Genomic DNA, 13,661 nt, shown 5'->3' with positions numbered 1-13,661 from the left:
ACCATCTCGAACATATGTTCGATGATGGGTCGGTGGTCATCTCCGTCTCCTCCCCGGCCGACGCGGCCGATGAGATCCGCCGGCTGCGCGAGCGCATGCAGCGGATGAGCGACGGCGTGCCCAGGCGGGCCCTCGACTCCCACCCGGCCCTGGCCGGGGTGCTCCAGCTGCGCGCCGGCGGGACCTACGAGGTCGACAGCACTCTGCTGGCGCTCGCGCTGATGGCCGGCCCGTCGGCCGCCGGCGGCTGGAGCGCGGTCCTCGGGATGCCCGACCTCGGGGTCGAGGCGGCCGCCGAGCTCGGGGTGGTGCTCGAGCGCACGATCCTGGTCCCCGACCCCGGCACCTTGTGGCTGGAGGTCACCGCCGCGCTGGTCGACGTCGTGCAGGTCGTGGTCCTCCGCCCGCCCGCCCGGGTATCCGAGCACGCCGCCTCCACCCTGTCGGCGCGGCTGCGCACCCGCGGCTCGGTGCTGGTGGCGTGCGGTCGGTGGCCGCGCAGCGAGGCCCGGCTCTCGGTCGAGCAGCCCCGCTGGTCAGGCGTCGGCGCGGGCACCGGCCACCTGCGCTCGCGCCGTCTGGTGGTCACGGTGCAGCGCGGGGCCGCGCCCGCCAAGCGCACCCCGCTGTGGTTCCCCGCGCCGGACGGCGTCGTACGACGCGGCGAGCCGGCTCTGGCGCCGGCCCCCGAGGTGGCTGCGGTGCGGGAGGCCGGCTGATGGGCGCGACGACGACCCGCCCCCGCACCCGCGTGCTGGTGCTGTGGTGCCCCGACTGGCCGGTGGTGGCCGCGCTGGCGGAGGAGGGCCAGCCCGCCCACCTGCCGGCCGCGGTCTTCGTCGCCAACACCGTGCACGCCTGCAACGGCGCCGCGCGGGGCTTCGGCGTACGCCGCGGGATGCGCCGGCGCGACGCGCAGTCGCGCTGCCCCGAGCTGGTGGTGCTGGGCGCGAACCCCGACCGCGACGCCCGCTCCTTCGAGGACGTGCTGGCCGCGCTGGAGGAGCTCCAGCCCGGGGTCGCGCCGCTGCGCCCGGGACTGGTCGCGCTGCGCTCGCCGGGGCGCTACTACGGCGGGGAGGCGGAGGCGGCCGCCGTCTTCGCCGAGCGGCTGGTGGCGCTGGGGGTGTGGGACTGTCGCGCCGGGGTGGCCGACGAGCTCTTCACCGCCGAGCAGGCCGCCCGCCACGCCCGCCCCCAGGAGAGCACCGTGGTGCCGGTGGGGGAGTCCGCGGCGTTCCTGGGCGACCTGCCGGTCGAGGTGCTCGAGGACCCCGACGCGGTCGGGCTGCTGCGTCGCCTCGGCCTGCGCACCCTCGGCGCGCTGGCGGGACTGCCGCCGGCCGACGTGCGCGCCCGGTTCGGTGCCCGCACCGCCTGGGTGCAGCAGGTGGTGCTCGGTGCCGACCACACCCTGCTCGCCCCGCGCACCCCGCCTCCCGACCTGGTCCGCGAGATCGGCTTCGAGCCGCCGCTGGACTCCGCCGAGACCGTCTGCTTCAGCGCCCGACGCACCGCCGAGGAGTTCGTCGCCTCCCTCGCCGCGCGCAACCTGGCCTGCACCGAGGTGCGGGTGGAGGTGGAGTGCGAGGGGACGGTCGTCTCCTCGCGCACCTGGCTGCACCCGCGCTGGTTCAGCGCCTCCGACCTCGTCGACCGCTTGCACTGGCAGCTGCAGGGCGGGTTCCGCGGCGGCGCGGTGCGCGCACCGGTGGAGCTGGTCCGGCTGGTGCCGGAGACCGCGGTGCCCGACTCGGTGCATGCCGACGGGCTGTGGGGCGGCACCGACGAGCGGGTCGAGCGCGGCATCGCCCGGGTGCAGGGCATGCTCGGCCACGAGGCGGTGGTGGCCCCGGTGCTCCAGGGCGGACGCTCGCCGGCCGAGCGGCAGAGCCTGGTGCCGTGGGGGGAACGCCCGACCGACCTGCGCCCCCGCGAGCTGCCCTGGCCGGGCAGCATCCCGCCGCCGGCCCCGGCCCGGGTGCTCAGCACCCCCTGGGAGGCCCGGGTGCTCGCTGCCGACGGCACCGTCGTGGTCGTCGACGAGCGGGGCGCGACCAGCGGCGCGCCGGCGCAGTTCCGTCCCGGGCCCGCCGACGGCTGGCAGCAGGTCGCCGCCTGGACCGGTCCGTGGCCGGTGGAGGAGCTGTGGTGGGAGACGCCCCCGGGTGTCGCGCCGCGCCGCATCGCCCGCTTCCAGCTGGTGGGCGTCGATGGCCGGGCATGGCTGCTCACCTACGACAGCGCCGGGGACACCTGGTGCACCGAGGCGGCGTACGACTGATGGCCACGATGTCGCGGAGGTGGGACTGATGGGCTGGAACAACCCGCAGATGCCGTGGGGCGAGCTCGAGCGCCGGCTCTCCGGGCGGGCGCGCGCCGGGCAGGACGACGCCCCGGTGTCGCGGCGCCGCCAGAGCGCGAGCGCCGCCGACGTGCCGCGCCCCGACGTCGTCGCCACGCCGTACGCCGAGCTGCACTGCCACAGCAGCTACAGCTTCCTCGACGGCGCCAGCACCCCCGACCAGCTGGTGCGCGAGGCGCTGCGGCTCGGGCTGCACGGGCTGGCGATCACCGACCACGACGGGTTCTACGGCGCCCCGCTGTTCGCCGAGGCCGCCCAGCTGCACGCGCGCGGCGACGGCCGCGACCTGCGCACGGTCCACGGCGCCGAGCTCTCCCTCGGGCTGACCCGGCCCCAGCTGGGCGTGGCCGACCCGGAGGGCACCCACCTGCTGGTGCTCGCCCGGGGGGTGGAGGGCTATCACCGGCTGGCCGGCGCGATCACCGAGGCCCAGCTGCGCGGCGACGAGAAGGGCCGCCCCGACTACGACCTCGAGGAGCTCGCCGAGCGCGGCCGCGGCCACTGGCTGGTGCTGACCGGGTGCCGCAAGGGGGCGGTGCGCCAGGCACTGGCGGGGCCGACTCCGGACCCGCGGACGGCGGCGGCGCGGCTGGACCGTCTCGTCGACCTGTTCGGCCGCGAGCACGTCGTGGTCGAGCTGACCGACCACGGGCTGCCGCTCGACAGCGCCCACGACGACCTGCTGGCCGCGATCGCGCGCGAGCGGGGGCTGCCGTGCGTGGCCACCAACAACGTCCACCACGCCCGCCCGGAGGGCCACCACCTGGCCGGCGCGATGGCCGCGATCCGGGCCCGGCGCAGCCTCACCGAGCTCGCCGGCTGGCTGCCGCCGGCCGGGACGGCCTGCCTGCGCACCGGTGAGGAGATGGCACGCCGCTACGCGCGGCACCCCGGTGTGGTGCAGCGCTCGGTGCAGCTGGCCGACGAGCTCGCCTTCGACCTGCAGAAGGCCAGCCCGCGGCTGCCGAAGCAGAACATCCCGCCGGGGCACACCCCGATCAGCTGGCTGCGCGAGCTCACCGAGCGCGGGTTCGCGGAGCGCTACGCCGGGACCCCGCTGGAGCACGACGCCCGGCTCAAGGTCGACCACGAGCTGGCGGTGATCGAGCGCAAGGACTTCGCCGGCTACTTCGTCATCGTCCACGACATCGTCGCGTTCGCCCGTTCCCAGGGGATCCTGTGCCAGGGCAGGGGCTCGGCGGCCGCCTCCGCTGTCTGCTTCGCGCTCGGGATCACCGCGATCGACCCGGTCTACTACCGGCTGCCCTTCGAGCGCTTCATCTCCGAGCACCGCGACGAGGAGCCCGACATCGACGTCGACTTCGACTCCGACCGGCGCGAGGAGGTGATCCAGTGGGTCTATGAGACCTACGGCCGGCGCAACGCCGCCCAGGTCGCCAACGTCATCGGCTACCGCCCCAAGATGGCGGTCCGTGACGCCGCCAAGGCGCTCGGGCACTCGCCGGGCCAGCAGGACGCCTGGTCCAAGCAGATCACCAGCTGGAGCCGGATCGAGGTCCCGCCCCGCGACGGCGACCGGAGCGGCCAGGGGGAGGACGGCGAGCACGAGATCCCGGCCGCGGTGGTGGCGCTGGCCGAGCAGCTGCTGGGGGCGCCGCGCCACCTCGGCATCCATTCCGGCGGGATGGTGCTCACCGAGCGGCCGATCGGCGAGGTCTGCCCGATCGAGCGGGCCCGGATGGACAAGCGCACGGTGCTGCAGTGGGACAAGGACTCCTGCGAATACATGGGCCTGGTCAAGTTCGACCTGCTCGGGCTCGGCATGCTCGGCGCGCTGGATCACATGATGCGCATCGTCGGCGACCACCTGGGGGAGCGCTGGGAGCTCGCGACGATCCCCAAGGAGGAGCCGGCGGTCTACGACATGCTGTGCCGCGGCGACTCTGTCGGGGTCTTCCAGGTGGAGAGCCGCGCGCAGATCGGCACCCTGCCGCGGCTGCGACCGCGGGAGTTCTACGACCTGGCCATCGAGATCGCGCTGATCCGCCCGGGCCCGATCCAGGGCGGGGCGGTGCACCCCTACATCCGCCGGGCCACCGGCCGCGAGCCGGTCGACTACCCGCACGCCTCGCTGGTGCCGGTGCTGGAGCGCACCAAGGGGGTGCCGCTGTTCCAGGAGCAGCTGATGGACATGGCCCGCACGCTCGGCGACTGCACCCCTGATGAGGCCGACCTGCTGCGCCGGGCGATGGGCTCCAAGCGCGGCGTGGAGCGGATCGAGTCGATCAAGGAGAAGCTCTTCGCCGGGATGGCCGCCAAGGGCATCACCGGCGAGGACGCCGAGGCGATCTACGTCAAGATTCTCTCCTTCGCCAACTTCGGCTTCGCCGAGAGCCACGCGCTCTCCTTCGCCAAGCTCGTCTACGCCAGCTCGTGGTTCAAGCTGCACTACCCGGCGGCCTTCCTCGCCGCGCTGCTGCGCGCCCAGCCGATGGGCTTCTACTCCCCGCAGTCGCTCACCGGCGACGCGCGGCGCCACGGGGTCGAGGTGCTGCGCCCCGACCTGATGCGCTCCGCGGCGCGCGCCGACCTCGAGCTGCGGCCCGGCGCCGCCCCCGGAGCGGTCGGGCCCGACGGCTGCCTGCGCGACCAGCGGCGCACCGACTGGGTGCCGGGGACGCCCGACCCGACCCCCGGGCACCGCCGCGACACGGCGTACGCCGTGCGGCTGGGGCTGGACTCGGTGCGCGGGATCGGCGCCGACGTCGCGGAGCGGATCGTCGCGGCGCGCGCCGAGCACCCCTTCACCGACCAGGCCGACCTCTCGCGCCGCGCCCGGCTCGACACCCGCCAGCTCGAGGCGCTGGCCACCGCCGGGGTCTTCGACGACAGCGGGCTGAGCCGGCGCCAGGCGCTGTGGAACGCCGGGTGGACCGAGTCCCCCGACCAGCTCGAGGGGCTGCGGGTGGCGGCGCCGGCGCCGATGCTGCCCGAGATGGACGCGGTCGAGACCACGATGGCCGACCTGTGGGCCACCGGGATCACCCCCGGCGGGCACCCGTTCACCCACCTGCGCGAGCACCTGCGCCGCGCCGGGCTGCTCTCGGTGGCCGACCTGCGCACCGCCGAGCCGGGTCGCCGGGTCACCGTCGCCGGGCTGGTCGTGCACCGCCAGCGCCCGGGGACCGCGGGCGGCACCACGTTCCTCAACCTCGAGGACGAGACCGGCATGCTCAACGTGATCTGCAGCGCCGGGCTGTGGCGCCGTCACCGCCGCACCGCGATGTCGGCCGCCGGCATGGTGATCCGCGGCATGCTCGAGCGCTCCGACGGGGTCACCAACCTCGTCGCCGACCGGCTCGGCCCGCTCGAGGAGCTCTACCCCCAGGCCGGCGCCGCCCTGCGCGCCCGGCACCGCTCCCGCGACTTCCAGTGAGCCGGGGGACCGAGTGTCCTCAACGTGCCGCTCGGAGCCTGCGGTGGGACAATCGGGGCATGCCCTCCGCGCTCCCCGACGGGGACCCCGTCCCGCTGGACGGATCCCTTCCCGCCTCCGCGCTCGCCGGAGTGGGGGAGCGTCCCTTCGGGTTCTACGTGCACGTCCCGTTCTGCACGGTGCGCTGCGGCTACTGCGACTTCAACACCTACACCGCCGCCGAGCTGGGGCCGGTCGGGACCGCGCCCGGCGCCTCGCGGGCGACCTACGCCCAGGCCGCCGTCGCGGAGGTACGACGCGCCCGCGCGGTGCTCGGTGAGCGTCACGTGCCGGTGCAGACGGTCTTCCTCGGCGGCGGCACGCCCACCCTGCTGAGCCCCGCCGACCTGGGCAGCATCCTGGCCGCCATCGACACCGAGTTCGGGCTCGCCCCGGGTGCCGAGGTCACCACCGAGGCCAACCCCGACTCGGTGAGCCTGCGCGACCTCGACGCGCTGCGCGCGGCCGGCTTCACCCGGATCTCCTTCGGCATGCAGTCGGCCGTCCCCGAGGTCCTCGCCGTGCTGGACCGCACCCACGACCCGCGCCGGGTGCCGGCGGCGGTGGAGTGGGCCCGCGCCGCGGGGTTCGAGCAGGTCAGCCTGGACCTGATCTACGGCACGCCGGGGGAGTCGCTCGCCGACTGGGAGACCTCGCTGGAGGCCGCCCTGGCCTGCGAGCCCGACCACGTCTCGGCGTACTCCCTCATCGTCGAGGACGGCACCGCGCTGGCCCGCCGGGTGCGCCGCGGCGAGCTGGCGATGCCCGACGAGGACGACCTGGCCGACAAGTACGTCCTGGCCGACGAGCGGCTCACCGCCGCCGGACTCGGGTGGTACGAGGTCTCCAACTGGGCCCGCGGCGTGCCCGGGGACGACTCCGCGCGCTGTCGGCACAACGAGCTCTACTGGACCGGCGCGGACTGGTGGGGCGTCGGACCGGGCGCGCACTCCCACATCGGCGGGGTGCGCTGGTGGAACGTCAAGCACCCCGCTGCGTACGCCGACCGGCTGGCCGCTGACCGCAGCCCCGCCCACGCCCGCGAGGTGCTCGCCGCCGAGGACCGGCACGTCGAGCGGGTCCTGCTCGAGCTGCGGCTGCGCGAGGGCCTCGACCCGGCCGTGCTCGATCCGGTCGGACGCCAGGCGGTGCCCGACTTGCGGGACCGCGGGCTGCTCGAGGCCGGCACCGAGCGGCTGGTGCTGACCCGGCAGGGGCGTCTGCTGGCCGACGCGGTGGTCCGCGACCTGCTGCCCTGACCCGCGAGCCGTCCCGACCCTGAGATCTCCCTGGTCCCGGTCGCCGTTCGCGGGGACCGGCCCCCGCGACCGCCCCGCGACCCCTAGGCTGCACGCCATGACCCAGGGACCCGAGTACCCCCGCCCCGAGGACGACGACCAGTCCTCGCCGTACGGCCAGCAGCCCTACGGCCAGGAGCCGTACGCCCAGCAGCCGCCTCCGCCGTACGGCCAGCAGCCTCCCGGCTACGGCCAGGCCTACCCGCCCTACGGCGGAGTCCCGGGCGCGGTGCCCGGTGCGCCGTACGGCGTGCACCCGACGACCGGCATCCCGTACTCGGAGAAGTCCAAGCTCGTCGCCGGCCTGCTGCAGCTGCTGCTCCCGCTGGGCATCGGCCGGCTCTACGCCGGCTACACCGGCATCGGCATCGCCCAGCTGGTGGTGACGATCGTGACCTGCGGCATCGGCGCGCTGTGGCCCTTCATCGACGGCATCATCATCCTGGCCACCGACAGCAAGGACGCTGAGGGCTACATGCTGCGCAGCTGAGCGACGGTCGGGGAGCTCACTCGGCGGTCACGAAGTCGATGAGCTCCTCGACCCGCCCGAGCAGTGCGGGCTCGAGGTCGTTGTAGGACGAGACCTTGCCCAGGATGTGCTGCCAGGCCCGCGCGATGTCGGTCTGGTTGCGGTGCGGCCAGCCGAGGTGCTGGCACACGCCCTTCTTCCACTCGATCGAGCGCGGGATCGTGGGCCACTGCGCCAGCCCCAGCCGGTCGGGCTTGACCGCCTGCCACACGTCGATGAACGGGTGGCCGACGATCAAGACGTGCTTGCCCACCGCGGAGCGGGCGATGCCCTGGGCGATGCGGGACTCCTTCGAGCCCGGGACCAGGTGGTCGACCAGCACGCCGACGCGCCGCTGCGGACCGGGCTTGAAGTCGACCAGGTGGTCGGCGAGGTCGTCGACGCCGCCGAGGAACTCCACGACCACGCCCTCGATGCGCAGGTCGTCGCCCCAGACCTTCTCGACCAGCTCGGCGTCGTGGCGGCCCTCCACGAAGATGCGGCTGGCGCGCGCGACGCGCGCCTTGGCGTCGTGGACGGCCACCGAGCCGGACGCGGTGCGGGTCGGCTTCGCGGGCGCGACCCGGCGCACCGGGGCGGTGAGGATGACCGGCTTGCCCTCCAGCAGGAAGCCGGCGCCCAGCGGGAACGTGCGGCGCTTGTGACGCCGGTCCTCGAGGGTGACGGTGTGCAGGTCGCGGTCCACCGCGACGATCTCGCCCACCCAGTCGGTGGTGACCTCCTCGACGACGAGGCCGGGGTCGGCGGAGGTCTCGACGGCGCGCCCGCGCTTGGGCGCACGCCAGTCACCGGAGAGGACGTCGGAGCCGTAACGATCGGTCACCCGCACCACGCTAGGTCGGCCCACCGACAGTCCGGGCGAGACGCGCCGCGCGAGGGTGTCGGTGTGACCTGCGCTACGCCTGGCGCTCGGCGGCCTGGTCGTCCTCGTCGTCCTCGGTGGCGTGCTTGCCCGCCTCGAGCAGGTCGGGCACGCCCTCGCCGGGCGGGAGGCCCTTGGCCAACGGGTTGTCGTCGGTGGGCCGCAGGTCCTCGGGCAGCTCGTCGTCCGGGATGTCGACGTGGACGTGCTCGTGGGACGGGGCCGGGTCGGGTCGCGGGGTCTCCTCGCTCATGCCCCGGAGTACCCGCTCAGACGAGAGGCAACCGGCGCTGCGCGCGCGGCAGGTGCTCATAGCCACGTCGGACGGCGTGCACCAGGTGCTCGCGCGGCCACGGCCACTCCGCCTCGGCCAGCGCCGCCTCGAGCGGTACGCCGCGCCCGGCGAGGTCACGGACGGTCTCGGCCACCACGCCGAGCAGCCCGCGCTGCTCCTCCACGAAGGCGCGGTCCACCGGGGCGCCGTGCCCGGGCACGACCACGGTCGCTGGGGTGGTGAGCGAGAGCACGAGGTCCAGGCTCAGCGGCCACTCCATCGGGTGGCTGTCCGGCCCGTACGACGGCGGGGCCGACTCCTCGACCAGGTCTCCGGCGAGCAGGACGTCGGCATCGGGCACCCGCACCACCAGGTCGCCGGCGGTATGGCCGCGACCGGGGTGGACCAGCTCGACGAGGCGGTCGCCCAGGTCGAGCGCGCGGGCAGAGGAGAACGGGTGGTCGGCGGGCACGACCTCGGTCGCGAGGACCTCGTCGCGGTGCGGGTCGTCGGGGTCGGCGGCGTACTCCCGCTGGGCGCGCGCTCCGGCCTCGGGGGTCGCGGCGGCGGCCACCTCGTGGGCGTGGATCGGGACCGGCCCGTAGGTGCGGCGGAAGGCGCCGTTGCCGAAGGTGTGGTCGAAGTGCTCGTGGGTGTTGACCACCCCGACGACCTCCCCGCGGCCCAGGCGGCGCACGTCGTCGATCACGGCGCGCGCCGCTGCGTCGGAGGCGTGGGTGTCCACCACGAGCAGCCCGTCCGCGCCGCCGACGAGCGTGACGTTGACGTCGAACCACTCGTGGCGTGCGACCCACACCCGGTCGGCGACCTCCCTGAAGCTCACCCGGGTGAGCCTACGGCGTCCCGCTCAGCAGGGGCCGGCGTCGAGCTCGCGGCGCAGCATCGCGCTCAGCTCGGCGGCGCTGCGCGCCGGCCGGGGGAAGGTGAGCGTGGAGCGGTGGGCGCCCTGCAGGTCGACCCAGCCGACGTCGACGCCCTCGCGGGTCAGCGCGGAGAGCCCGACGCCGAGCACCTCCTCGAGCGGGGTGGCGGTGGCCGTGGCGACGGTGCGGCGCAGCCGGTCCTGGTGCTCCTCGGCGACGTGCCGGGCGATGCGCTGGAGGTAGCCGGTGTTGAGCTCGTGGTCGGGGGAGCGGAACAGCGGCAGGGCGACCTCGACGGCCGGGGCCCCGGGCGGGGCGAGCAGGACGGTCTCGGGGGTCAGGACGACCGTCTCGCGGGACTCCGCGCAGCAGCGGCAGCTGGTGGTCCCGCACACCGCGAGACGACCGGAGACCAGCAGCTGGGTGTTGCGCTCGACGGAGCCGGGGGCGCCGAGCCCGCTGCTCACGGTGATCGTGGCGCGGGCGCCGCGGGCGGCGGCGTCGGCGAGCCCGGAGCCGGCGGGGCAGTGGAAGGTGGGGGTGCCGTGACGGTCGTCCACGCCGAGGCCGGTGGCGGTCGTGTCGACCACGGAGTCGGTGCGGCCATCGACCGCTCCCTCGATGGTCCCCTGGATGGCTAGGGTGACGGCGGCGGGGCAGGCCAGCACGCTGCGCGCGTGGGCGGCATCCTGCTCGGGATCGAGCAGCGGGCGGGTGGTGGGGTCTGCGGTCACGGCTCCTCCTACGTAAGTAAGGCCAGCCTAACCTTCCTGCCTGCGCCGCGCGAGCGTGGATTCCACCGAGTGGGCGGGACGCCTAGTAGGATTGGCACTCCAGGATGTGGAGTGCCAGCGCCCTGTGTGCTGGACCCGAGACCGACAAGTTCGATGGATCAGGGAGGCGAGACATGCAGGAGGACCGCAGGCTCGCCGTGCTCCGCGCGATCGTGGAGGACTACGTCGCGACAGAGGAGCCGGTGGGCTCCAAGGCCCTGGTCGAGCGGCACGGGCTGGGCGTCTCGCCCGCCACGGTGCGCAACGACATGGCGGCCCTCGAGGACGAGGGCCTGATCACCCAGCCGCACACCAGTGCCGGCCGGGTCCCCACCGACAAGGGCTACCGGCTCTTCGTCGACCGGCTCACCACGGTGCGCCCGATGAGCAGCGCGGAGCGTCGCGCGATCTCCTCGTTCCTCGACGGGGCCGTGGACCTCGACGACGTGGTGCAGCGCTCCGTGCGCCTGCTCTCCCAGCTGACCCGCCAGGTCGCCGTCGTGCAGTACCCCACGCTCTCGCGCTCGACCGTGCGCCACATCGAGCTGGTGTCGCTGACCCCGACCCGGCTCCTGGCGGTGCTGATCCTGAGCACCGGCCGGGTCGAGCAGCGCCTCGTCGAGCTCGACTCCGAGATCGACGACCAGGCGCTCGCCGACCTGCGCGCCCGGGTCAACCGGGCCGCCACCGGCGAGGTGATCTCCGCGGCCGCGACGGCGCTGGGCGACATCGTCCCCGAGCACCCGGCGCCCGAGGCGGTGCACACCGCGGCCGTGGTCGACGCGCTCGTCGAGGCGATGGTCGACCACCGTTCCTCGGAGCGGATCGCCGTGGGTGGCGCGGCCAACCTCGCGCGCTACGGCGACTCCTTCGACTCCGCGGTCCGCCCGCTCCTGGAGGCGCTCGAGGAGCACGTCGTACTCCTCAAGCTCCTCGGCGAGGCGACCTCCGGCGGGGCGCTGACCGTGCGCATCGGCGCGGAGGGCCCCTACGAGCAGTTCTCCTCGACGAGCGTCGTGGCCACCGGCTACGGCCCGCGCGACAGCGCCGTGGCCACGCTCGGCATCGTCGGACCGACCCGCATGGACTACCCCGGCACGATGTCAGCGGTGCGCGCCGTCGCCCGCTACGTGTCGCGCATCCTCGAGGAGGGCTGACCGGCCCCACCGCCGGACGCCTCCACCCACTCCGGGCTGCCTCCCGGCAGCCCTCGCCCCGCACCGCCCCAGCAGAGAGAGCAGACGTTGAGCCAGGACCTGTACGAGCTTCTCGGTGTCGCCCGCGACGCGGACGCCGACACCATCAAGAAGGCCTACCGGAGGCTCGCGCGCAAGCTGCACCCGGACGTCAACCCCGACCCGGAGACGCAGGAGCAGTTCAAGGTCGTCAGCCACGCCTACGAGGTGCTCTCCGACCCGCAGAAGCGCGCGGCGTACGACCGCGGCGGCGACCCGTTCGCCGGCGCCGGTGCCGGCGGCTTCGGCCAGGGCGCCGGGTTCTCCTTCACCGACATCATGGACGCCTTCTTCGGCGGTCAGCCGGGCGCCGGCGGCGGACGTGGCCCGCGCTCGCGCGTCCAGCGCGGCCAGGACGCCCTGATCCGTCTCGAGGTCGAGCTTGCCGAGGCGGCGTTCGGCGTCACCCGCGAGCTCAAGGTCGACACCGCGGTGCTGTGCGAGACCTGCCACGGCGACGGTGCCGCCCCCGGCAGCCAGCCGGTCACCTGCGAGACCTGCCACGGCCAGGGCGAGGTCGCCCACGTGCAGCGGTCCTTCCTCGGCGAGATCCGCACGCTGCGCCCCTGCGCGGCGTGCCGTGGTCTCGGCTCGATCATCCCCGACCCGTGCCGGGAGTGCTCCGGCGAGGGCCGCGTGCGCTCGCGCCGCAGCCTCACCGTCAAGATCCCCGCGGGCGTCGACGACGGTGTGCGCGTGCAGCTGGCCGAGCAGGGCGAGGTCGGCCCCGGTGGCGGCCCCGCCGGCGACCTGTACGTCGAGATCCGGGTGGCTCCGCACGAGACCTTCGTGCGCCAGGGCAACGACCTGCACTGCACGGTCACGGTCCCGATGAGCGCCGCGGCGCTCGGCACCACGCTCACGCTGCCCACCCTCGAGGCCGACCTCGACGAGGAGGACCGCGAGGGCAAGGAGACCGAGTTCGAGCTCGAGGTGCGTCCGGGCACCCAGTCGGGCAGCCAGCAGGTGCTGCGTGGGCGCGGTGTGCCCGGCCTGCGCGGCGGGCGCGGCGACCTGGTGGTCGCGGTGGCCGTCGAGACCCCGACCCGTCTGGACGCCCGCCAGGAGGAGCTGCTGCGTGAGTTCGCCGCCCTGCGGGGCGAGGAGAACCCGGGCGGGCAGGTCCGTCCCGGCTCCAAGTCGGTCTTCGGCCGGCTGCGCGACGCGTTCAACCACTGAGCCGATGTCGCTCCCGGTCCACCTGGTCGACTCCGCCGACTCCCTGGTCGACGCCGCACCCGGCACGTCGCTGACCCTGGAGGGCGACGAGGCCCACCACGCCGTCGCCGTACGCCGCATGCGCGTGGGGGAGCGGCTGGTGCTCACCGACGGAGCCGGCACATCGGTCACGGCCGAGATCGCCGCCACCGGCAAGCGGCTGCTGAGCGCCACGGTGCTCGACGTGCGCCGGATCCCCGAGCCTGCGCCCGCGATCGTGGTCGTGCAGGCGCTCCCCAAGGGCGACCGCGGCGAGCTCGCGGTCGAGATGCTCACCGAGGTCGGCGTGGCGCGGGTGGTCCCGTGGGCCGCGTCGCGCTCGGTCGCGGTCTGGAAGGGCGAGCGCGCCGCGAAGTCCCTGGCCCGCTGGCGGGCCACGGCCCGGGAGGCCGCCAAGCAGTCGCGGCGCAGCTGGTTCCCGGTCGTCGACGAGCTGGCCTCCACCAACGACGTGCTCGCCCTGGTCGCCGACGCCCCGCTGGCGGTCGTGCTGCACGAGGAGGCATCGGTGCCGCTCGCCTCCCTCAACCTGCCAGCCGAGGGCCCGCTCGTGATCGTGGTCGGCCCCGAGGGCGGGCTCACCGACGAGGAGGTCGCCGCGTTCGTCGCGGCTGGGGCCGCCTCGGTGCGCCTGGGTGCCGAGGTGCTGCGCACCTCCACAGCCGGTGTCGCCGCGACGGCCGCGCTGCTGTCGCGCACCCCGCGCTGGTCCTGACCCCGGCGGCCCACCGCCCCGCCGGTCGTCGACCGGCTCGAGCGGGCAAGCCGTCACCCGCGCCCGCAGGTG

The 13,661-nt window shown here is 74.9% G+C and carries 12 protein-coding genes; 8 read left to right on the top strand and 4 right to left on the bottom strand.

Annotated features, from left to right (window positions below; genetic code table 11):
• The first annotated feature begins 32 nt into the window (after positions 1 to 32).
• The 5 genes from GFH29_RS13920 (at position 33) to GFH29_RS13900 (ending at position 7,589) form a co-directional block, all read left to right on the top strand.
• The gene (locus GFH29_RS13920) at positions 33 to 719 is read left to right on the top strand and encodes a hypothetical protein (RefSeq protein ID WP_228387490.1); all 687 of its coding nucleotides are present in this window, start codon (positions 33 to 35) and stop codon (positions 717 to 719) included.
• Positions 719 to 2,284 carry a DNA polymerase Y family protein gene (locus GFH29_RS13915; RefSeq protein WP_153324426.1) on the top strand — a complete coding sequence of 522 codons (1,566 nt, stop codon included), beginning with the start codon at positions 719 to 721 and terminating at the stop codon, positions 2,282 to 2,284. The genes GFH29_RS13920 and GFH29_RS13915 overlap by 1 nt, the downstream gene beginning before the upstream one ends.
• Before the next feature lie 28 nt (positions 2,285 to 2,312).
• Positions 2,313 to 5,762 (top strand): error-prone DNA polymerase, encoded by a 3,450-nt coding sequence (locus tag GFH29_RS13910; RefSeq protein WP_153324425.1) that lies wholly within the window; start codon positions 2,313 to 2,315, stop codon positions 5,760 to 5,762.
• A gap of 59 nt (positions 5,763 to 5,821) precedes the next feature.
• Positions 5,822 to 7,060, top strand: coding sequence for a radical SAM family heme chaperone HemW (gene hemW, locus GFH29_RS13905; RefSeq protein WP_153324424.1), 1,239 nt, complete (start codon positions 5,822 to 5,824; stop codon positions 7,058 to 7,060).
• 97 nt (positions 7,061 to 7,157) lie between these two features.
• Complete coding sequence (locus GFH29_RS13900) at positions 7,158 to 7,589, top strand: TM2 domain-containing protein (protein ID WP_153324423.1); 432 nt, start codon at positions 7,158 to 7,160, stop codon at positions 7,587 to 7,589.
• 16 nt (positions 7,590 to 7,605) lie between these two features.
• On the opposite strand, the gene GFH29_RS13895 is transcribed toward GFH29_RS13900, so the two are convergent.
• From GFH29_RS13895 to GFH29_RS13880, 4 genes are all read right to left on the bottom strand, one after another.
• Positions 7,606 to 8,451: a DUF3097 domain-containing protein gene (locus tag GFH29_RS13895; protein ID WP_153324422.1), complete on the bottom strand. Its 846-nt coding sequence runs from the start codon at positions 8,449 to 8,451 to the stop codon at positions 7,606 to 7,608.
• A 73-nt stretch (positions 8,452 to 8,524) separates the two neighbouring features.
• The gene (locus GFH29_RS13890) at positions 8,525 to 8,743 is read right to left on the bottom strand and encodes a hypothetical protein (protein ID WP_153324421.1); all 219 of its coding nucleotides are present in this window, start codon (positions 8,741 to 8,743) and stop codon (positions 8,525 to 8,527) included.
• Between the two features lie 16 nt (positions 8,744 to 8,759).
• The gene (locus GFH29_RS13885) at positions 8,760 to 9,608 is read right to left on the bottom strand and encodes an MBL fold metallo-hydrolase (protein WP_153324420.1); all 849 of its coding nucleotides are present in this window, start codon (positions 9,606 to 9,608) and stop codon (positions 8,760 to 8,762) included.
• A gap of 24 nt (positions 9,609 to 9,632) precedes the next feature.
• Positions 9,633 to 10,382 carry a hypothetical protein gene (locus GFH29_RS13880; protein ID WP_153324419.1) on the bottom strand — a complete coding sequence of 250 codons (750 nt, stop codon included), beginning with the start codon at positions 10,380 to 10,382 and terminating at the stop codon, positions 9,633 to 9,635.
• 173 nt (positions 10,383 to 10,555) lie between these two features.
• Between GFH29_RS13880 and hrcA the strand changes: the two genes are divergently transcribed.
• The 3 genes from hrcA (at position 10,556) to GFH29_RS13865 (ending at position 13,589) form a co-directional block, all read left to right on the top strand.
• Entirely contained in the window at positions 10,556 to 11,578 is a 1,023-nt protein-coding gene (gene hrcA, locus GFH29_RS13875; RefSeq protein ID WP_153324418.1) for a heat-inducible transcriptional repressor HrcA, read from the top strand.
• Positions 11,579 to 11,665: 87 nt separating this feature from the next.
• Positions 11,666 to 12,835 carry a molecular chaperone DnaJ gene (gene dnaJ, locus GFH29_RS13870; RefSeq protein WP_153324417.1) on the top strand — a complete coding sequence of 390 codons (1,170 nt, stop codon included), beginning with the start codon at positions 11,666 to 11,668 and terminating at the stop codon, positions 12,833 to 12,835.
• 4 nt (positions 12,836 to 12,839) lie between these two features.
• Complete coding sequence (locus GFH29_RS13865) at positions 12,840 to 13,589, top strand: 16S rRNA (uracil(1498)-N(3))-methyltransferase (RefSeq protein ID WP_153324416.1); 750 nt, start codon at positions 12,840 to 12,842, stop codon at positions 13,587 to 13,589.
• Positions 13,590 to 13,661: the final 72 nt, after the last annotated feature.

Origin of the sequence: Nocardioides sp. dk884, from assembly GCF_009557055.1 — a bacterium.
Lineage (GTDB): Bacteria > Actinomycetota > Actinomycetes > Propionibacteriales > Nocardioidaceae > Nocardioides.
Note: the sequence above shows the minus strand (reverse complement) of the source record. Positions and strands in the feature narration are given on the sequence as shown.